General features: G+C 64.3%; 20 protein-coding genes. 10 read left to right on the top strand and 10 right to left on the bottom strand.

Annotated features, from left to right (window positions below; all coding sequences use genetic code 11):
• Positions 1-35: 35 nt before the first annotated feature.
• The 3 genes from I3J27_RS05800 to I3J27_RS05790 form a co-directional block, all read right to left on the bottom strand.
• Positions 36-422, bottom strand: coding sequence for a hypothetical protein (locus tag I3J27_RS05800; protein WP_270166291.1), 387 nt, complete (start codon positions 420-422; stop codon positions 36-38).
• A 115-nt stretch (positions 423-537) separates the two neighbouring features.
• Positions 538-717 (bottom strand): hypothetical protein, encoded by a 180-nt coding sequence (locus I3J27_RS05795; protein WP_270166289.1) that lies wholly within the window; start codon positions 715-717, stop codon positions 538-540.
• 96 nt (positions 718-813) lie between these two features.
• Complete coding sequence (locus tag I3J27_RS05790; RefSeq protein ID WP_270166287.1) at positions 814-1,047, bottom strand: hypothetical protein; 234 nt, start codon at positions 1,045-1,047, stop codon at positions 814-816.
• Positions 1,048-1,309: 262 nt separating this feature from the next.
• On the opposite strand from I3J27_RS05790, the gene I3J27_RS05785 reads away from it, so the two are divergent.
• The 5 genes from I3J27_RS05785 to I3J27_RS05765 all read left to right on the top strand — a co-directional run bounded on the left by I3J27_RS05785 (position 1,310) and on the right by I3J27_RS05765 (position 4,938).
• On the top strand, positions 1,310-1,762 hold the full coding sequence (locus tag I3J27_RS05785) for a nuclear transport factor 2 family protein (protein WP_270166285.1): 453 nt from the start codon (positions 1,310-1,312) through the stop codon (positions 1,760-1,762).
• Positions 1,763-1,990: 228 nt separating this feature from the next.
• Positions 1,991-2,431: a nuclear transport factor 2 family protein gene (locus I3J27_RS05780; RefSeq protein ID WP_270166283.1), complete on the top strand. Its 441-nt coding sequence runs from the start codon at positions 1,991-1,993 to the stop codon at positions 2,429-2,431.
• 384 nt (positions 2,432-2,815) lie between these two features.
• The gene (locus I3J27_RS05775) at positions 2,816-3,742 is read left to right on the top strand and encodes a hypothetical protein (RefSeq protein WP_270166281.1); all 927 of its coding nucleotides are present in this window, start codon (positions 2,816-2,818) and stop codon (positions 3,740-3,742) included.
• Positions 3,743-4,067: 325 nt separating this feature from the next.
• A complete protein-coding gene (locus I3J27_RS05770; RefSeq protein ID WP_195800494.1) occupies positions 4,068-4,490 on the top strand; it encodes a hypothetical protein in 423 nt (140 codons plus the stop codon).
• 310 nt (positions 4,491-4,800) lie between these two features.
• On the top strand, positions 4,801-4,938 hold the full coding sequence (locus tag I3J27_RS05765; protein WP_014492018.1) for a hypothetical protein: 138 nt from the start codon (positions 4,801-4,803) through the stop codon (positions 4,936-4,938).
• Between the two features lie 42 nt (positions 4,939-4,980).
• Here I3J27_RS05765 and I3J27_RS05760 read toward each other — a convergent pair whose 3' ends face one another.
• Entirely contained in the window at positions 4,981-5,127 is a 147-nt protein-coding gene (locus tag I3J27_RS05760) for a hypothetical protein (protein WP_027534250.1), read from the bottom strand.
• A 232-nt stretch (positions 5,128-5,359) separates the two neighbouring features.
• Positions 5,360-6,172, bottom strand: coding sequence for a L,D-transpeptidase (locus I3J27_RS05755; RefSeq protein WP_270166275.1), 813 nt, complete (start codon positions 6,170-6,172; stop codon positions 5,360-5,362).
• Positions 6,173-6,486: 314 nt separating this feature from the next.
• On the opposite strand from I3J27_RS05755, the gene I3J27_RS05750 reads away from it, so the two are divergent.
• Positions 6,487-7,272: a protein phosphatase CheZ gene (locus tag I3J27_RS05750; protein WP_270166273.1), complete on the top strand. Its 786-nt coding sequence runs from the start codon at positions 6,487-6,489 to the stop codon at positions 7,270-7,272.
• Positions 7,273-7,474: 202 nt separating this feature from the next.
• Here the strand turns inward: I3J27_RS05750 and I3J27_RS05745 are convergent, their stop codons facing one another.
• Entirely contained in the window at positions 7,475-7,996 is a 522-nt protein-coding gene (locus I3J27_RS05745) for a hypothetical protein (protein WP_007596953.1), read from the bottom strand.
• Between the two features lie 315 nt (positions 7,997-8,311).
• On the opposite strand from I3J27_RS05745, the gene I3J27_RS05740 reads away from it, so the two are divergent.
• The 3 genes from I3J27_RS05740 to I3J27_RS05730 all read left to right on the top strand — a co-directional run bounded on the left by I3J27_RS05740 (position 8,312) and on the right by I3J27_RS05730 (position 11,702).
• Positions 8,312-8,608, top strand: coding sequence for a co-chaperone GroES (locus I3J27_RS05740; RefSeq protein ID WP_270166270.1), 297 nt, complete (start codon positions 8,312-8,314; stop codon positions 8,606-8,608).
• 110 nt (positions 8,609-8,718) lie between these two features.
• On the top strand, positions 8,719-10,347 hold the full coding sequence (groL, locus tag I3J27_RS05735) for a chaperonin GroEL (RefSeq protein ID WP_270166268.1): 1,629 nt from the start codon (positions 8,719-8,721) through the stop codon (positions 10,345-10,347).
• 143 nt (positions 10,348-10,490) lie between these two features.
• A complete protein-coding gene (locus I3J27_RS05730; protein ID WP_270166266.1) occupies positions 10,491-11,702 on the top strand; it encodes a hypothetical protein in 1,212 nt (403 codons plus the stop codon).
• A gap of 126 nt (positions 11,703-11,828) precedes the next feature.
• On the opposite strand, the gene I3J27_RS05725 is transcribed toward I3J27_RS05730, so the two are convergent.
• Positions 11,829-12,227, bottom strand: a complete 399-nt coding sequence (locus tag I3J27_RS05725; protein ID WP_270166264.1) for an META domain-containing protein — start codon at positions 12,225-12,227, stop codon at positions 11,829-11,831.
• A gap of 138 nt (positions 12,228-12,365) precedes the next feature.
• Positions 12,366-14,030 (bottom strand): L-lactate permease, encoded by a 1,665-nt coding sequence (locus tag I3J27_RS05720; protein WP_270166262.1) that lies wholly within the window; start codon positions 14,028-14,030, stop codon positions 12,366-12,368.
• Positions 14,031-14,343: 313 nt separating this feature from the next.
• On the opposite strand from I3J27_RS05720, the gene I3J27_RS05715 reads away from it, so the two are divergent.
• Positions 14,344-16,104, top strand: a complete 1,761-nt coding sequence (locus I3J27_RS05715) for an ABC transporter ATP-binding protein/permease (protein ID WP_270166260.1) — start codon at positions 14,344-14,346, stop codon at positions 16,102-16,104.
• Positions 16,105-16,463: 359 nt separating this feature from the next.
• Here I3J27_RS05715 and I3J27_RS05710 read toward each other — a convergent pair whose 3' ends face one another.
• Both I3J27_RS05710 and I3J27_RS05705 read right to left on the bottom strand, forming a co-directional pair.
• Entirely contained in the window at positions 16,464-17,474 is a 1,011-nt protein-coding gene (locus tag I3J27_RS05710) for a TorF family putative porin (protein WP_270166257.1), read from the bottom strand.
• Positions 17,475-17,874: 400 nt separating this feature from the next.
• Positions 17,875-18,252 carry a histone gene (locus tag I3J27_RS05705; RefSeq protein ID WP_270166255.1) on the bottom strand — a complete coding sequence of 126 codons (378 nt, stop codon included), beginning with the start codon at positions 18,250-18,252 and terminating at the stop codon, positions 17,875-17,877.
• Positions 18,253-18,334 lie beyond the last annotated feature (82 nt).

Raw genomic sequence — 18,334 nt, 5'->3', positions numbered from 1 at the left:
CGCGCTTCGCGCGCCCCGGAATGACGAGGGCTCTATCACCCCACGCTCGCCGTCACCACCGCCATCACCGACAGCAGCAGCACGATGGTCACCAGTTGCAGTGAGGCGACGGGCTGGGTGCGCCAGGCCGTGATCTTGTCGGACAGCGACAGATGGGCCTCGAAGAATTTCGGCTCGTAGACGGTCTTGAAGACGGCGGGGAAGCTCGGGCCGAGGATCACAGCCAGCATCGCGTGGGCGAGCGAGGCGATGACGACGAAGATGGCGACGCCGGGGTCGCCGGAGAGGTCGTGATTGCCGGCCAGCTTGAGCAGGAAGGCGGCGGCGGCGAAGGTCGGGAAGCTCTGCAGGGTCGCGGTCAGCGCGAGGCCTTCGAGCACATTGTGCAGGCGGGACTTTCTTGCGGTGGCGATGGTGGCCATGGCACGTCTCCCTGATGACATGCCGATGACGTTAGCCGCGCCGTGGGAGGCGTGATGTGAGGTGGGTCACGTCGTGCCTGGAGGCCGTGCGGCGGCCGCAGACCGGCGATCGATCTCAGAGCTGACGGAAGAATACCAGGTAGATGGCCAGGCCGATTGTCGAGAACGACAGCAGGACGCCGAGCCAGTTGTATTTGACGCCCGGCGACCGGAAGGCGCGCCTCGCAAAAGCGACGACGAAGCACAAGAACACGATTGCGAGGACCAGACCCCACAAGAACTTCCCGACGTCCATCGTCCCTCGCCCGCCTCAACCCCAGCCTTCACGAAGGGAACTTACCATTTCGGCGTGCCGGGCAAAAGGCGACAGGGCGGGGCTTGGCGCGTCCGCCTACAGCCTGCCCTGCCCGTTCACCTGGCTCTGCTGCCGCTGCCGCTCCTGCTCCTTGGCATGATGCCGGCCGTAGAGGCAGCCGGCGGCAGCGCCCAACACGCCGTGATGGCCGGCATAGTGGCCGGCGACGCCGCCGACGACGGCGCCCTTGATGCAGCCCTTGGCGTTGGCGGCGGAGGTCGCGCCAAGCAGCAGAAGCGCGGCGGCGACGGTAAGAAGCGGGGATTTCATATCGATGTCTCCGGATGCGATGTCGGCGTCTCAACGAGCACCTGCGGGCTGCGGTTCCATGGCGGCGGACGGCAAGCCCGCGCCTGTGTGGCCGCGGCACCGCATGAGCGGAGAGCCCGCTCGACAACCCGCAATTGCATCCCATGAACCGGGCATAGCCCTCGCGCGTCATAACCTGCATCACCCTGCGATGTCGCGGATTGATGGACAAACGTGCCGCGCGATAGCGTTGCATTCCATGGCCGATGAAGGCGGGCGTAGCATGACGGTTGAATCGCTGAACAGGCAACGCGTGCTGCATCTGCTCGACGCCTTCACGCGCGGCGACATCGAGGCCGCGCTGGCGTGCTGCACCGACGACGTCGACTTCCTCACCCACGCGCCGATCGACGTGCTGCCGCACATGGGGCCGCGCCACGGCAAGGCCGGGCTGCGCGAACTGTGGCGCACGGTGCAGGCGCGTTATTCCGAGACCCGCTATCAGGCGCCGCAGATCGTCGCCGAAGGCGACGTCGTCGCGGCCTATCTGCGCGTGTTCTTCAAGAAGCGCAGCAACGACCGCATCGTGCAGGTCGACATGGCGGTGTTCTACAGCTTCCGCGGCGGCCTCGTGGCGCAGATCCGCGAGATCATCGATTCCTACGATCTGGTGCAGCAGGTGCTGGAGCGCGAGATCGGGCCGTTGATCACCAGCGCGGGGCTGGACGGGAGGTAGGAGGCCCGATCCCGCGGGAACCCGCGCGGGCGGGACCGGGAAATTACGGGGTTTTGTTGCAAATCTCACAATCTGCGCTCAATTGTGCATTGCGAAATCGTGAATTGCGTCTTGACCGAAATCGCGTATTTGTTCGCACACAAATGAGTTGAGCAACCCCGGGGCACCAGATTGTGCATGGGGCTGCTCTCGTTTTTTTTGCAAAGCCAGTTTCAGGACGCCCCCAAAATGACAGAGCACAGCCTCTGGCGTTTCTCGCGCGCGTTGCACCGCGCGGTGAACGACCGGCATTTCGAGGATATCGAGGCCTTGATCGACGAGGACGTCGAATGGGCGATCTACGGCCCGATCGACATGTTTCCGTTCCTCGGCGCGCGCCAGGGCAAGGATGCCGTGCTCGACGTCATCCACCAGCTCGCCGACAATTTCCGCGTCCGCCGCTTTGACCGCGAGAGCATCATGCTGGGCGTCGATTCCGCCGCCTCGATGCTGCGCTATTCGCTCACCGCGCTCGATTCCGACAAGCCGATCTCGCTGCGCGTGGCGCAGTTCGCCCAGTTCAGGGCCGGCAAGCTGATCAGCATGCGCGTGCTGGTCGACACCTTCGACCTGGTCGAGCAGGCACTTGGCCGCGCCATTCATCTGCCAAAGATGACGCGCGTCGGCTGAGGGGACACCAACGGGCCCCGCTTGTCGGGACCGACGACTGATGCTCGCCGCGACGCGTCCCGGCCTCCAGCCCCGCCGGACGCCATCGTGTCAGAAGCTCGTCGCCGGGCGCGCGCCTTTCGCGCGGCCCGTTGGTTCATCATTCTAGTTGTTCGAGCATGATCTCCGCGCAAACGCGCTCCGCGTTTGTCGCAAGCGAAAACCGCTGCACACTTTTGCACCAGCGCGGCCCTTCGGGTCCGGATCATGCTCAGGGCGGAGCGAGCCGCCACAATTTCGCAACGATAGATCACCATGGTTTGAACGGACCGAATGGCGCATGGTCATCACCGAGAGCCGCATTATATTGGCGGCACGCATGCACCAGGGCTCGCGGGCAGGACGATGGAATTCTCGACAGGTTTTGGCTGGACCAGGCTCCCGGCACTGGCGGCCATGTTCATTTTGGGCTCGGTGCTGACGGTTTCGGCGCAGATCATCCCGCCCTTCTCCTCACCCGCAGCAGTGCCCGACGATGAGGCCGAGGCCGCCGAGACCGCGGAGGCGACCCCTGACGTCAACGATCCCGACGTGCTCAAGAGCATCGACGTCGACAAGCTCGACTGGAGCCAGCTCGCGGTCGATGCCGGCACCGGCATTGACGCCATGGCCGCCAAGAAGCGCGCCCAGGCCGCTGCCAATGACGGGATGAACTGGTCGTCGAACCAGAATGCGAACGGCTCCGCGGCGGTCACGGTGAAGCAGTCCGTGTTCTCGTTCTGGGATGCGCGGATCGGCGCCGACATGACGGTGACGAGCGAGCCCAGGACGATGTCCGAGCTCTTGGCGCAGAAGGCCACCAATGGCGGCAGCGTGCCGCAATCCTCCGGCAGCGCCTGGGCAGCGGCGACCGCGCCGGGCGCGGGCTCGATCTGGGACAAGACCGCCGTGGAAGCCCGCGTCGATCCCGGCTCCGAGCAGAGCAAGATCGGGGCCTCGCTGATCAAGTCGGTGCCGCTGTCGGGCGACACTTCGCTGACGCTCCAGAACGGCTACAGCGTCAACCAGCAGGGCACCACGGCCGTCCCCGGCATCGGCGGCCACATCACGCGCAATTACGAGACCGACCAGACCGCCAAGGTCACCCTCACCGACACCGGCACCAGCATCAGCGCCGGCCAGGCGCTGTCGACCACCGACGACAAATGGCTGCGCAAGTTCGGCGCCGAGCAAAAACTGTTCGACAACGTCACCGTCTCCGGCTCGGTCGGCGAGACCTCGCAAGGCGCGATCAACAAGAGCCTGAGCGCGGGCTTCAAGAAGAGCTGGTGAGCCCAGCGCGCCACCCCTCCCCTCATCCTGAGGAGCGCTCCAACGGAGCGCGTCTCGAAGGATCGAGGCCCCCGGTGCGAGAGCCGGGCCTTTCATGGTTCGAGACGCGCGCGAAGGGCGCGCTCCTCACCATGAGGGGATGGAGGTTCATTGCCGCGACCGCATTCAGACTTCCCTAACCATACGCCACTGCAAAGCCCCCAATTGGTCCGCCCTTGCCGCAGCTCTGCCCAGTTGCGGTCAAAATCCGGCGCCCTAGTCGCCTTACAGACGTCGTCGTGCGGGGGACACTCGCGCTGCGCTCAACGCGAACAGGGGAATAACGATGAACGCCATGCGTCCGGAAAAGACCGAGACCACCGAGACCGAGACGGTCGACACCAACCTCGCCGCCGTGACGGAAGTCGAAGCCGGCATCCGTGACTTCGTCCGCAACGACATCGCCTATCTGCGCCGCCCGGCCGCGACGACCACCGACGCGCCGCCGCTCGATCCGAGCGCGGAAGCCACCGTCACCAACGTCAACTCGCTGATCCAGCGCGTCGCCGGCACCTCGCTCGCCGAGATCGAGAACCTGATCTCCGAGCTCGAAAGCCTGCGCGACCTGCTCCATGCCGAAGGCCAGCGCGTGCAGCGCGAGATCTCCGGCTACGCCCAGCTCAGCCAGGCCGCGATGAAGTCGACCCGCATGATCGCCGACAACGTCGCGCAGTGGAAGCGCGCCGCCGACGGCCTGCGCAACAGCTAAGCACCGACGTCAAGCATCACCGGCCGCCGCGTTCCGCAAGGGGCGCGGCGGTTTTGATTCGGGGTGCATGTGACGCGGGCACAACTGTCCCGTCATTACAGGTGTCATCACCCGCCTTGGGCGCAATTGTGCACTGGAGCAGGTGATCCAGTACTCCGAGACGGTAGTGATTGAGCCGAGACGCTGCGGCGTACTGGATGCCCCGCCTGCGGGGGCATGACAGCGACGGGTGCGGTTTGAACCCACCACCCCATCCCGGCGACCAATGCCAAGCGCCCGTCGGTGTTACGCGGGCCTGGGGACATTTCAGATGGAAAGCATCCGGCCCGACAACACGGACCCTATCCCGCTGCGGCCCGCGCCGAACCAGTTCGGCACGATCATGCTGCGCTTTGTGGGATTGCTGGCGGTTGCGATCGCGGTGCTGGCGTTCGTCTATAGCCGTTGACGGCGGAGGCCGCTTGGCGGCCCCTGAAGAGTTAACGAGCCCTTAACGGCTCGCGTCGACGCTCGAGGCTTCCAGCGTGTAGGCGCCGTCGGCATAGCCCTTCACCACCATGCCGGCGACCAGCATCACTGCCAGCGTCGCGGTCGCGAAGATAAATCCCACCAGCTTGAGTGCGCCGCGGTCTGCCATGGTCCTCGTTCCCCTGTACTCTGCCCAATTGGTTTCAAATAGACAGCGACAGGTTCATAATTGGTTAGCAACTCGATGGTTCCGCGAAGTGCTTCGCGGCCCAGCCGTGTTGGGCAGGCTTATGGCAGCCGTCCGGAAGCGCGTCCATTGCGCGCGGGCAACACTCGGCTTCAATTCGGTCAGGTCCGGTTTCCCCCTCTCCCGCTCGTGAGAGAGGGGAAAAAACGGCCGATCACATCACCACGACCTTGGTGCCGACATTGACCCGGCCATAGAGGTCGATGACATCCTCATTGCGCATGCGGATGCAGCCGGAGGAGACGTTGGTGCCGATGGTCCAGGGCTCGTTGGAACCGTGGATACGGTAGAGCGTCGAGCCCAGATACATCGCGCGGGCGCCGAGCGGATTCTCCGGGCCGCCCTCCATGTGCCTGGGCAAATCGGGGCGGCGCGCGATCATTTCCGCCGGCGGCGTCCAGTCCGGCCATTCGCGCTTGGCCGTAATCGACTTCACGCCCGACCAGGTGAAGCCGGGACGGCCGACGCCGATGCCGTAGCGCATCGCCCGGCCGTTGCCCTCGACGAGATAGAGGAACTTGTTCGGCGTATCGACCACGATCGTGCCGGCGCCTTCCTTGCCGCTATAGTCAACGGATTGTTTCTCGAATCTCGGATCGAACTGACGCTGCCGCGGATCGATCGCCTCCTGCTGAACCGCGCCTTGCTGATATCCACCCTGGACTTGCGGCTCGCCCATCGGCGGCAGGCGGCGCTGGTCGTAGTAGCCGGGCTGCTGCTGATAGACCGGCTGCTGCGGAGCGTAGGCCGGGCCGCGGCCGGGACCGTCGCCGAACAGAAACTCGATGAAGCCGCCGCCCATGTTCGCATTGGAGGCGACGCGCACCGGCGCCGGCGGCACCTGCGGCTGGTAAAGCACCGCGGGCGGATCGTTCGGCACGCTATTGTCGAAGGCGCTGGCGCTGTTCGCGCCGGCAATGAAGGTGCAAGCGCTGCCGAGCAGCGCGACAGACATTTTCTTGAACATCGACGTACTCTGTACTGTTTCGTCTAGATCACATGCGTCGTGCAGAGCCGACGATTGATCGGCGTCCGCGACGTGGTCAATAAAGAGCAAAAGCCGTTTTGTTTGGTAAACGTATCGGGCGTTTGGATTCACCACGTCGCGAGCGAGGGTGCAATTTGGCGATCAGCGTTTATTTTCGATGAATGACGCGCACCCATGGTTAATCGCTTCTTTTCAAGCCGTCGCGCGCGGCCGCACAACAGTTCCTGCTGTGAACTTCGTGTTAAATCGCTTCTGCCTACAAAGACGCGTGAGTGAGGTGGGGGGAGTTCCTGATGGCTATTCACCGCAAACGTTTTCGTGTCGAAGAGGCTATTGTCGGCGAGATGCCCAGCCCCGAAATGATTGAGGAGGCTGCGCCCATGCATAGTGAAATCATGGCAGAGCTGCGTGCGATCCGCGCCCAGATGGCGAAGGGTGGCGCACCTGTGCCCCTGTCCGGCAGCGCAGCGATGGCGGCGATCGACGCTTCCACGGCCCAGGAGCTTTCCGACGCACGCACGATGCTCGAGACGTACCGGGCGCAGATCGAGCAGTGCGAGAAACTGAAGATCGAGCTCGATCTGATCCACGACGCCATCGACCGCACCAAGCGCGAAATCGCGACGCTGCACGGCAAAAGCTTCGATGGCGCGGAGATGGCCAAGGTCAATGGCGAGCTCGGCGCAGTCGTCGGCGGCACCGAGCAGGCCACCCAGCAAATTCTCGAAGCTGCCGAGTCGATCGACCAGGCTGCCAGCGCGATGTCGAAGGTGCAATCGGCCGACCAGCAGAAGCGGCTCGCCGACGACATCCAGGAACGCGTCATCTCGATCTTCGAAGCCTGCAACTTCCAGGACCTGACCGGCCAGCGCATCAGCAAGGTCATGACCACGATGAAGTTCATCGAGCAGCACATCAATGCGATGATGGACATCTGGGGCGGCGTCGACGCGATCAAGTCTCACGTCCAGCCGCAGGTCGACAACCGCAGCGAGGACGACAAGCTCCTCAACGGCCCCAAGCTCGCCGGCGACGTCGGCCATGCCTCGCAGGACGACATCGACGCACTGTTCGACTGATCGGACGGCGACAGACAGAAAAACAAAACGCCGGCGAGAGCCGGCGTTTTTTGTTTTTGAGCCCCCTCCGCTGTCATCGTCCGCGAAGGCGGACGATCCAGTATTCCAGAGACGGCAGTGATTGAGCCGAGAAGCTGCGGCGTACTGGATGCCCCGCCCCCGTGCGCAATTGCGCACTACGCGGGGCATGACGAAAGAGAGGCTACGCCCTCGGCGCGCAGCGGACGTAGACCATGTTGCCGTAGCGAGTGGCGGCGTCCTTGTCGATGAAGCGGGTGATCAGGACGCGGCCGTCGAAGGAGACGATCTCACGGTCCTGCTCGCCGGGAGTGGGACCGGCCGGGCCGATATAGTTCTTGCCGCTGGGCGAGCCCTTCAGCCGCAGTTCCTGCGGCGTCGCCTGGTCGGCGAGATGCATGATCACGCCGCCGGAGGAACCTGCGGTGATCACGTAGGGATTCTTGCACTGGGCGCGGGCCGCCGCCTCGGTCCGGGCGCGGTCGGCCGGGTTCTGGAACGAGGCCAGGCCCCAGCGGCCGACGATCTCGTCGGCACGGATGCTCGCCGGCATTTCCGGACCGGTCCCGGGCTCGGCCTCGGGCGGCGGCGAAGACGACGAGAACGACGGCAGGCTCATGCCGCCGCCGCAGGCGCCCAGCAGCAGCGCCAGGCAAGAAGCGGCCGCCAGATTGGCGACCGTGCGCGCGTGAGCCGAACTGATCATGGCATTCCCCCGAACAAGACCATGGCCGCACCCCTCCCGCAGCCAAGCGCAAAACCGCCGCCGGAGCAATGACGTCCTTTGATACGCCGGCGCCCCGATCGAGTTTCCAATGCCACCATCCTATATCCGCCTCACCAATCGCTTAACCACCTTTGCTTGACAGGATCGCGGCCAAGCCATATTTCCGGGCGCACTATTAGCACTCGGAAAGCCCGATTGCTAAGCGCGCCGTTCGATCCTCGGAAAGGGGGTGGACGGAAGCGCCGCCCCACCCACTTCCACTAATTCCGAAGCGAGCCTCCAAAGGGAAACGTCATGGCTAAATCCAAATTTCGTCCGCTGCATGACCGTGTCGTGGTCAAACGTATCGACGCCGAGGAAAAGACCAGGGGCGGCATCATCATTCCGGACACCGCCAAGGAAAAGCCGTCCCAGGGCGAAATCGTCGCCGTCGGCCCCGGCGGCCGTGACGAAGCCGGCAAGCTGATCCCGATCGACCTCAAGATCGGCGACCGCGTGCTGTTCGGCAAGTGGTCGGGCACCGAGGTCAAGATCGACAACGAAGATCTCCTGATCATGAAGGAGTCGGACATCATGGGCGTTCTGGCCTAAGGCCGCCTGCCTGAACAGCCGCTGAATGTCATGCCCGGATCGCGGAGGTCCGGGCATCCATCATTCCGAACCAGCGTCAGACACATCACGAAACACAGGGAATTGCAGACATGGCTGCCAAAGACGTCAAGTTTTCCGGAGACGCGCGCGATCGCATGCTGCGCGGCGTCGACATTCTCGCCAACGCCGTCAAGGTGACGCTCGGCCCGAAGGGCCGCAACGTCGTCATCGAGAAGAGCTTCGGCGCGCCCCGCATCACCAAGGACGGCGTCACCGTCGCCAAGGAGATCGAGCTCGAGGACAAGTTCGAGAACATGGGCGCCCAGATGGTGCGCGAGGTCGCCTCCAAGACCAACGACCTCGCCGGCGACGGCACCACCACCGCGACCGTGCTGGCCCAGGCCATCGTGCGCGAAGGCGCCAAGTCGGTTGCCGCCGGCATGAACCCGATGGACCTCAAGCGCGGCATCGACATCGCGGTCGCGGCCGTCGTCAAGGACATCGAGAAGCGCGCCAAGCCGGTTGCGGCGTCCTCCGAGGTCGCCCAGGTCGGCACCATCTCGGCCAACGGCGATGCCGCCATCGGCAAGATGATCGCGCAGGCGATGCAGAAGGTCGGCAACGAGGGCGTCATCACCGTCGAGGAGAACAAGTCGCTCGACACCGAGGTCGACATCGTCGAGGGCATGAAGTTCGACCGCGGCTATCTGTCGCCCTACTTCGTCACCAACGCCGAGAAGATGACCGCCGAGCTCGAGGACGCCTACATCCTCCTGCACGAGAAGAAGCTGTCGGGTCTGCAGGCCATGCTGCCGGTGCTCGAAGCTGTGGTGCAGTCGGGCAAGCCGCTCGTCATCATCGCCGAGGACGTCGAGGGCGAGGCGCTGGCCACCCTGGTCGTCAACCGCCTCCGCGGCGGCCTGAAGGTCGCCGCCGTCAAGGCGCCGGGCTTCGGCGACCGCCGCAAGGCCATGCTTGAGGATCTCGCGATCCTCACCGGCGGCCAGCTCATCTCCGAAGATCTCGGCATCAAGCTCGAGAACGTCACGGTGAAGATGCTGGGACGCGCGGGCAAGGTGGTGATCGACAAGGAGAACACCACGATCGTCAAGGGCGCCGGCAAGAAGCCGGAGATCGAGGCCCGCGTCGGCCAGATCAAGGCGCAGATCGAGGAGACCACCTCGGACTACGACCGTGAGAAGCTCCAGGAGCGCCTCGCCAAGCTGGCCGGCGGCGTCGCGGTGATCCGCGTCGGCGGCGCCACCGAGATCGAGGTCAAGGAGAAGAAGGACCGCGTCGAGGACGCGCTCAACGCCACCCGCGCCGCGGTGCAGGAAGGCATCGTCCCCGGCGGCGGCGTGACGCTGCTCCGCGCCAAGAAGGCGGTGGGCCGTCTCACCAACGCCAATGCCGACGTTCAGGCCGGCATCAACATCGTGCTGAAGGCGCTGGAAGCTCCGATTCGCCAGATCTCCGAGAACGCGGGCGTGGAAGGCTCGATCGTCGTCGGCAAGATCCTGGAGAACAAGTCCGAGACCTTCGGCTTCGACGCCCAGACCGAGGACTATGTCGACATGATCGAGAAGGGCATCATCGATCCGGCCAAGGTGGTCCGCACCGCCCTTCAGGACGCCTCCTCCGTGGCCGGCCTGCTGGTCACCACCGAGGCCATGGTCGCCGAGATGCCGAAGAAGGAAGCTTCGCCCGCGATGCCCGGCGGCGGCATGGGCGGCTTCTGAGCCGTCCGTTCCGTGACAATGTTGCGAAGGCCGCCTCCGGGCGGCCTTCTTTTTTGCCGACCCTGCCCTTTCGCTTTCCGATTCAACCGGCGGCCAAAACCCACTACGGTGGCGCCAGATTCGATTGCTTGGGGATTTCGTCGATGCGCGCGCTTCTGGTTTGCCCGACAGCTCTTTTGGCCGCCCTGCTCGCCGTGTCCCCGCATCCCGCATCCGCCCAGATGAAGCTGTCGCCCAAGGCCACGGCGCCGGGCGGGCCGGAAACGCGCTATTTCACCTCGATCGACGGGTTGATGGACGGCAATGCCGACGTGATCCTGAAAGAGACGCGGCAGGGCAAGACGGTGACGGCGGCCGTGCTCGATGTCTGCTATCCTGTCGCGAAGAATTCCGACCGCAAGGACCGCTTCGTCGTCAATCTCCAGGTCGCGGGCCAGAACCTGACGGGCACGACGCAGAGCCTCGGTGAGAAGTCGCCGGTGAGCGTCAAGCTGCTGCGCAAGCAGTCCGGGGACAATTTCGAATTCCGCGGCCAGATCAGCATCGGTTCGGTGGTGACCGAGGTCACCTCGCCCGACAATTCCGATCTCAGCGAGAAGGAATTTCAGGACAACCAGACCTCCGACGACGGCATCACGCCGCAGCCGAAGGATTTCACCGACGTCTCGCCGGAGGCGATCGCGGTCAAGGTCAAGCTGGATGCTGCGACCGAGTTCCTGAAGAGCCTGAAGGGCCAGGACGTCGAGGTGACGCTGGCGAGCCTGTCGGTCGGTTGCGATGCGCTGCGCGCCGGCGAGCAGACCATCAACATGTCGGTCGATCCGGAACGGGCCGGCGCGCTGCTGGCCAAATTCAAGGCGATGCCGGGCGTCACCGCCGCGGGCTGGACCGCGGGCATGACCGAGATGGACCGCACCATCCGCTTTGCCGCCGCCGACTGGCGCGACGGCGACAAGCTCAACCGCGACAAGCTCGCGACCGCGGTCGCCGGCGTGCTGAGCAGGACGCTCAGTGCAAAGCCGGTCTCGCAAAACTTCAATCCCGCCACCGGCAAGCTCAAGCTGGTCTTCAAGCGGCCGAACCAGGATTTCCCGGCACTCGAGCTCACCGACACGATCGAGGTCGCAGGGCTCGTCTCGCCCGACAAGCCCGGTACCACCGACAAGCTGATGCTCTGGATCGGCAGCCCCGCGACCACGACCGCGGACGAGAGCAGCGGCGCCAAGCTCCGCCTGTCCGACGACGCGACGGCCGACGAGGAAGGCGATCAGCCCGACGACAACGGCTCGATCGAGGCGCTCGTCAAAGAGCTGAAGGGCCAGCGCTGGGACGCGGACAAGTCAGTGTGGAAGTGACGTAGCCACCTACTCGGTGTCATCGCCCGGCTTGACCGGGCGATCCAGTACTCCGAGACGGAAGTGATTGAATCGATAGGCCGCGGCGTACTGGATTCCCCGCCTTTGCGGGGAATGACAGCGACGCTAATTCCCGGTCGTACGAAAGCGCAGCGACTTCGGGCCGATCAGCGTCAGCACGTCACCCTGGCGCTTCCAGGTCTCGACGCTGCCGAGCGCTGCGACGAGATCGTCGTCGGCCTGGGCTCTGGCCGGCGGGCAGGAACGGTCCTGGATCTGGCCGGGAACGAAGATCACGGTGTTGCCGGCGACCGAGAACTGGCCCTTGCCGCCCTTGCACCAGAGCTCCAGCACGACTTCGCCATTGTCGCCGATCTCGATGTTCGGAATCCGCTTCGAGCCCGCTTGCGGCAGCGCCTCCAGCGTCAGTTCGGTGCCGAACGGAAAACCATCCTCGGCACGCGCGAGCGTGGACATCGCGAGCATTGCAACCGCTACACACACCATCTGCTTGAGCGAAACCATGAGACCTCTCGACCGACCTGATTTGCGGCACCTTCTATAAGACGGCGGCGCCGTTGAGAAGGTTCGCGCACGCCGGATACAAAAATCCCCGCAAGGCGAAGCCCTGCGGGGATTTGCGTTGGGGCGAGGCGTCGGCCGTTACTTCAGGACCAGCGCCGTGAACGGATAGACATAGGCCTGCAACGTCACGAGCACGCCGACGAGGCAGGCCAGCACGATCGAGTGCCAGAACACGAAGCGCAGGATGGTGCCCTCGTGGCCGTACCAGTTGGTCGCGGTCGAGGCGACCACGATCGACTGCGCGTCGATCATCTTGCCCATCACGCCGCCGGACGAGTTCGCCGCACCCATCAGGATGGGCGACAGGCCGAGCTGCTCGGAGGTGATCTTCTGCAGATTTCCGAACAGCACGTTGGAGGCGGTGTCCGATCCCGTCAGCGCCACGCCGAGCCAGCCGAGCAGCGTGCCGAAGAAGGGATAGAGCACGCCGGTTGCGGCGAACGCCAAACCAAGCGTCGCGTCGACGCCGGACAGCCGCGTCAGCGTACCGATCGCGAGCATCGCCGAGATCGTGATCAGCGAGATCGCGCACAGCCGGATGGTGCGGCCGTACTCGGTCACGAGCTTGCCGGGACCGACGCCCATCAGGAAGCCGGAGATGATCGCGGCGATCAGCATGCCCGTGCCGGTGAACGAGAGATAGGTGAAGCCGAACACCGCGCTCTCTTTCGTCGGTCCTGGCGCGACCGGCGGCATCTTGTTGATCATCTGGTGCAGCTCGGGCACGGGATAGTTCCAGACGAAGATCGAGTTCGCCCAGGCCTTGAAGCCGCCGTTGCCCCAGACCAGCATGACGATGCAGACGATGATCCACGGCAGCAGCGCGTTGAACATCTCGCTTTGCGTCAGCGGCGTCTTGTCGAGCGGTTTTGCCGCCGCCATGGTGGAGGCGGATTCATCGTTGCCGCGCAACGCCGGCGACAGCCAGAGCTGCCTCGGCTGCCAGACCTTCAGGAACAGGATCAGCGCCCCCATCGAGATCAGCGACGCTCCGATGTCGACGATCCAGGGATTGATGTAGTTCGAGATCACGAATTGCGGGATCGCGAACGAGACGCCGGTGACGAGGATCGCCGGCCAGACGTCCTTCATGCCCTTCCAGCCCGCGAACGCCCACACCACCCAGAACGGCACGATCAGCGAGAAGAACGGCAATTGCCGTCCGACCATCGCGCCGAGGATGTAGGGATCGAGCCCGGTGACCGAGGCGAGGCCCTGGATCGGCGTGCCCAGTGCGCCATAGGCGACCGGCGCGGTGTTGGCGATCAGCGACAGGCCGGAAGCGGCGAGCGGCGAGAAGCCGAGGCCGATCAGCACGGCACCTGTGATGGCGACCGGCGTGCCGAAGCCCGAAGCCCCCTCGAAGAAGGCGCCGAACGAGAACGCGATCAGCAGCAATTGCAGCCGCCGGTCCTCGGTGACGCCGCCGACCGCGCGCTTGAGCAGTTCGAAGCGCCCGGTGGTCACCGTCACCTGGTAGAGGAAGATGACGTTGAGAACGATCCAGCCGATGGGGAAGAAGCCGGTCACGATGCCCAGCACCGAGGCGCGGATCGACATGTTCGCCGGCATCGTGAAGACGAAGATCGTGATCAGATTGGCCACGATCACGGCGATGATTGCGGCGATATGAGCCTGGACGCGGCCGCTCGCGATCAGGACCAGCAGTGTGACGACAGGCACCGCCGCCGCGATCGTCGACAGCACCGGGCTGTGCAACGGATCATAGACTTGATTCCACATGGTCTTCCTCCCCCACGCATGTTGCGGCAGGCGGCCCGCGTGGAGAGCCGAGCCTGCTTGACGCTGGAAGCGATAACCCCCGAGCTGGACGCGAATTCCCCGCGAACGCAGCGGTTCCCGTCCGCTCACAAGCCCGCGAAGTCCCGGAGCACCCCACCCCGCGCCGTTAAAGCCCATGCTAGGGTTGCAAGCTGCGACAAGCCAACGCAAATTGCTGAGCTTGCGACTTTAGTCTAAGCGCGCCCATTTCCGCCATTGCCTCAGCCATTTGGCGCCGGGCATTTGTGCACATCCCCCCAGGAGACAGAGCTCTGTGAAGAACATCAGCGCCACGCTCGCGATCGTCTGGCGAATCGCCGCCCCCTATTTCCGGTCCGAGGACAAATGGGCCGGCCGCGGCCTGCTCGCCGTCATCATCGTCATCGAGCTGGCAATGGTCGGCGGCAGCGTGCTGATCAACCAGTGGCGCGCCCGCTTCTACAACGCCTTGCAGGACCGGGACTGGAACGGATTTTCCCGCGAGCTGGTCGTGTTCTGCGTGATTGCAGCCGGGTTGGTCCTGCTCCAGATCTACAGGCTCTATCTGAACCAATGGCTCCAGATCCGCTGGCGCCGTTGGCTGACCACCCACTATCTCGGCGGCTGGCTGCAAGATGCCAATCACTACCGCATGCAGCTGAGGGGCGATGCGGCCGACAACCCGGACCAACGCGTCAGCGACGACGTCAAGATGTTCGTCGAGCAGACGCTGTCGATCGGCACCGGCCTGCTCAACTCCCTCGTCACGATCTTCTCGTTTCTCTTCATTCTCTGGAATCTGTCCGAGGCTGCGCCACTGCACGCCTTTGGCCATGACCTGACGATCCCGGGATACCTGCTGTGGGCCGCGCTGATCTACGCGATCTTCGGCACGGCGCTGACGCACTGGATCGGCAAGCCATTGGTCAACCTCAATTTCGCGCAGCAGCGCCTCGAGGCCGATTTCCGCTTCAACCTCGTCCGCGTCCGCGAGAACGGTGAACAGATCGCGCTCTTGAAGGGTGAGCCCAGCGAGCGCGAACGGCTGCTGGTGCGCTTCGGCCGCGTCATGGGCAACTGGTACGAGCTGATGACGCGCACCAAGCGATTGACGGCATTCACGGGCAGCTATAGCCAGGCTTCGGTCGTCATTCCCGTGATCCTGTGCGCGCCCGCTTACTTCGCCGGCAAGATCCAGCTCGGCGCGGTCACCCAGACGCTGGAAGCCTTTGGCAACGTGCAGGACTCGCTGTCGTTCTTCGTATCGACCTATCGCAGCCTGGCGGAATGGCGTTCGATCGTCGCCCGTCTCGACGGTTTCGAGGGCTCGATTGCGAACGCCAGGACACTCGCGGACGATCCCGCGTCGATCCAGGTCGAACCGGCCGCGGATGGCGAGATCGCGCTGCCGCACCTCCTGGTCAAGCTGCCGAACGGCGCGCCGCTCGTTGCGGCCGAGCATTTCAGCTTCCGTGCCGGCGAGTCGACGCTCGTCATCGGTCCCTCCGGCTCCGGCAAGTCGACGCTGTTCCGCGCGATTGCCGGCATCTGGCCGTTCGGCAGTGGAGCGGTCGAGGTCCCGGCCAACGCAAGGCTGATGATGCTGCCGCAACGTCCCTATCTGCCGATCGGCTCGCTTCACGACGCAGTCGTCTATCCGGGCGAGGCCGCGCAATTCGATGCGGGGCGGGTCCGCGACGTCCTTGCCGCAGTCGGCCTGCCGCAGCTTGCAGCCCGATTGAACGAGGACGCGCACTGGAACCGGATGCTGTCGCTCGGCGAGCAGCAGCGGCTGGGGCTCGCCCGCGCGCTGCTGCATGCGCCGGACTATCTGTTCCTCGACGAGGCCACGGCGTCACTGGACGAGCCTTCCGAGGCGCGGCTGTACCGGCTGCTGGCGGAGAAGCTGCCGCAGGCGACCATCGTCTCGATCGGCCACCGCTCGACGCTCGACGCCTTCCACACCCGCAAGGTGGCGCTGGTGAAGGACGGCGAGATCCACGTTCTCGGCAAGGGCGGCGAGCCCGCCCAGGCCGAGCCGAGCGCGGCGCGCTGACGCGCAAGCAGGTGCCGCGGAGCTAAGGCGCGATGAGATTAGGATCGTCATCGCGCCTTAGGCTATTGTTTGAGCATGATCTTTTCGGAAAACCGCTCCGCACTTTTCCGGATCATGCTCTAGGCCCTTCGTTGCGGCCATCCTTCGAGACGCCCGCCTTTGGCGGGCCCTCAGGATGAGGTCTGATCACGCGGCGACATCCCAGACCCTCACGGTGAGGAGCCCGCCAAAGGCGGGCTTCTCCGGACGATGCTCCGCATCGCCGGGTGAACCATGAAGGCCGAGCACGTTCGCAGCGCCCCCAAAGCAAAAGGGCGGCAGGTTGCCCTGCCGCCCTCGAAGTCGTCTCGGGAAGAAACTTACTTCAGGTTGCTCATCGCCGTCAGGTCGAACGAGAGCTTGGCGATGCCGGTGGCGCCGCACCAATTGGAGCCGACGCCCGACGGATTGATCGGGGTCAGGTAGGTGCCGCTCGAAGCCGTGATGTTGCCGCGAGCCGCGAAGTCGCTGGTGAAGGCGTTGCAATCACCCTTGGAGAGGTTGGTGTCGGAGTAGCGCAGGTCGAGCGTAGCGACCTTGTAGGTGAAGCCGATGCCGACGTTCCAGGTGTTGTAGTCGGCGTACTTGATGCCATTCGGGAAGGCGAGCGTGCCGTAGAAGCTGTCGGACGTGCCGAGCCACTGACGACCGAACTCACCCGACACGTACATGCCGACGCCGCTGGCGCCGAAGATCGTGGGGGGCGCGATATACTTGCCGGTGATCGACGCGTAGTTGCCCCAGGCGCCCGAATTCAAATAGCTCGGGGTGTAGTATTCGGTGAAGCCGAACGACCAGTTGTCGTTCACCGTGTAGGTACCCTTGCCGTAGACTTCGAAGAAGCTCAGGTCCTTCTTGATCACATTGGTGTTCAGGAGGGCCTTCTCGGCGCAGCCAGCGCCATGATCCACGCCGGCAAAGTCGATGCCGGTGCCGCCGAAGTAGCAGGTGCCGCCCGGATACAGATAGCCCCAGACGCCGATGTCGAAGGCGAACGCACCGAAGGTCGGGCGGATACCGCCGTAGATGTCGATTTCGCCAGCGGCGCGGTTCGGGAAGGAGATGCTCTCACCGGACACGCCGATGTAGAGCTGGAGGTCCTTGGTGACGTTGTAGCGCGGCTCGAAATAGGCCGTGACCGACGGCTTGTGGTTCGACTGGGTGATACCACGGAAGACGTAGTCGCTCATGATCGCCCCGCCGAAGGCGACATCCCAGGGATCAAAGGCAACGACGGGAGGGGCCTTCATGGCCTTGACCGGCATGTCTGCCGCGAAAGCCGAGCCCGTCACCATTGCCAGCGCCGTTGCCAACAAAGTCACTTTTTTCATTTCAATCCCCATCACCAGTTTTACCCAGTCGGTCCCCGGAAGCCCCCCGGGCGCACGACCTGTCCGCAAGATTTCGTTACTGCGACAATCTGTATGGGAGGATGAGAACCGTGAAGCAAAAATCACGGGCATCTGCCGACTTTTTAGGCGTTCTGACGATTCCACGAAAGGTTGTCGGGCTGTGTTGCTTCTGGAGCACATTATTTGCATTGCAAAGTGCACAGGGCCGCCCGGATTAATACGGGCGGCAGCGGTGCAGTGGTGCCCGCGCCACGAATCAGGCTGACGCGGGAAACGGCAGCCGCCCAAGACCATTGTGACGATGCAAAAAGGCCGCAGCGTCACCGCCGCGGCCTTCCTGTTGTCGATCAGGGTCGTTGGATCGAACCTGACTGTGGGCCTAACCTTGCCCCTCAGCCGGGGTCGGTTCCGCAGAAGACGAAGGCATCGCCCAGCTCGTCTCGGCGGCGGGCTCGGGAGCCGGAGCGGCCGCCGGCGCTGACGGCTTCGGCGCGGGAGCTGCCTTCGCCTTCTTCGGTGCCGCCTTCTTGGCAGCCTTCTTAGGTGCGGCCTTTTTGGGCGCAGCCTTCTTGGCTGACTTCTTTACAGCCTTCTTGGCGGCCTTCTTCGGGGCGGCCTTCTTGGCCGATTTCTTCGCTGACTTCTTGGCAGACTTCTTCGCAGATTTCTTGGCTGCCTTCTTCGCGGTCTTCTTCGCCGCTACGACCTTCTTGGCCTTTTTGGCCTTCTTGCTTTTTTTCTTCTTCGCTTTCGCCATCGTGGTCCTCCTGTTGCCGCCAAACAATGGTCGATCGGGCGCCTTCAGCCGTCACCTCCGGACGAAAGCTCAGGCTTTGAAA

Source organism: Bradyrhizobium xenonodulans, from assembly GCF_027594865.1.
GTDB lineage: Bacteria > Pseudomonadota > Alphaproteobacteria > Rhizobiales > Xanthobacteraceae > Bradyrhizobium > Bradyrhizobium xenonodulans.
Note: the sequence above shows the minus strand (reverse complement) of the source record. Positions and strands in the feature narration are given on the sequence as shown.

Coding starts and splice junctions, on each gene's coding strand:
- I3J27_RS05800 (WP_270166291.1), bottom strand. CDS start 422: ATGGCCACCATCGCCACCGCAAGAAAGTCCCGCCTGCACAATGTGCTC.
- I3J27_RS05795 (WP_270166289.1), bottom strand. CDS start 717: ATGGACGTCGGGAAGTTCTTGTGGGGTCTGGTCCTCGCAATCGTGTTC.
- I3J27_RS05790 (WP_270166287.1), bottom strand. CDS start 1,047: ATGAAATCCCCGCTTCTTACCGTCGCCGCCGCGCTTCTGCTGCTTGGC.
- I3J27_RS05785 (WP_270166285.1), top strand. CDS start 1,310: ATGACGGTTGAATCGCTGAACAGGCAACGCGTGCTGCATCTGCTCGAC.
- I3J27_RS05780 (WP_270166283.1), top strand. CDS start 1,991: ATGACAGAGCACAGCCTCTGGCGTTTCTCGCGCGCGTTGCACCGCGCG.
- I3J27_RS05775 (WP_270166281.1), top strand. CDS start 2,816: ATGGAATTCTCGACAGGTTTTGGCTGGACCAGGCTCCCGGCACTGGCG.
- I3J27_RS05770 (WP_195800494.1), top strand. CDS start 4,068: ATGAACGCCATGCGTCCGGAAAAGACCGAGACCACCGAGACCGAGACG.
- I3J27_RS05765 (WP_014492018.1), top strand. CDS start 4,801: ATGGAAAGCATCCGGCCCGACAACACGGACCCTATCCCGCTGCGGCCC.
- I3J27_RS05760 (WP_027534250.1), bottom strand. CDS start 5,127: ATGGCAGACCGCGGCGCACTCAAGCTGGTGGGATTTATCTTCGCGACC.
- I3J27_RS05755 (WP_270166275.1), bottom strand. CDS start 6,172: ATGTTCAAGAAAATGTCTGTCGCGCTGCTCGGCAGCGCTTGCACCTTC.
- I3J27_RS05750 (WP_270166273.1), top strand. CDS start 6,487: ATGGCTATTCACCGCAAACGTTTTCGTGTCGAAGAGGCTATTGTCGGC.
- I3J27_RS05745 (WP_007596953.1), bottom strand. CDS start 7,996: ATGATCAGTTCGGCTCACGCGCGCACGGTCGCCAATCTGGCGGCCGCT.
- I3J27_RS05740 (WP_270166270.1), top strand. CDS start 8,312: ATGGCTAAATCCAAATTTCGTCCGCTGCATGACCGTGTCGTGGTCAAA.
- groL (WP_270166268.1), top strand. CDS start 8,719: ATGGCTGCCAAAGACGTCAAGTTTTCCGGAGACGCGCGCGATCGCATG.
- I3J27_RS05730 (WP_270166266.1), top strand. CDS start 10,491: ATGCGCGCGCTTCTGGTTTGCCCGACAGCTCTTTTGGCCGCCCTGCTC.
- I3J27_RS05725 (WP_270166264.1), bottom strand. CDS start 12,227: ATGGTTTCGCTCAAGCAGATGGTGTGTGTAGCGGTTGCAATGCTCGCG.
- I3J27_RS05720 (WP_270166262.1), bottom strand. CDS start 14,030: ATGTGGAATCAAGTCTATGATCCGTTGCACAGCCCGGTGCTGTCGACG.
- I3J27_RS05710 (WP_270166257.1), bottom strand. CDS start 17,474: ATGAAAAAAGTGACTTTGTTGGCAACGGCGCTGGCAATGGTGACGGGC.
- I3J27_RS05705 (WP_270166255.1), bottom strand. CDS start 18,252: ATGGCGAAAGCGAAGAAGAAAAAAAGCAAGAAGGCCAAAAAGGCCAAG.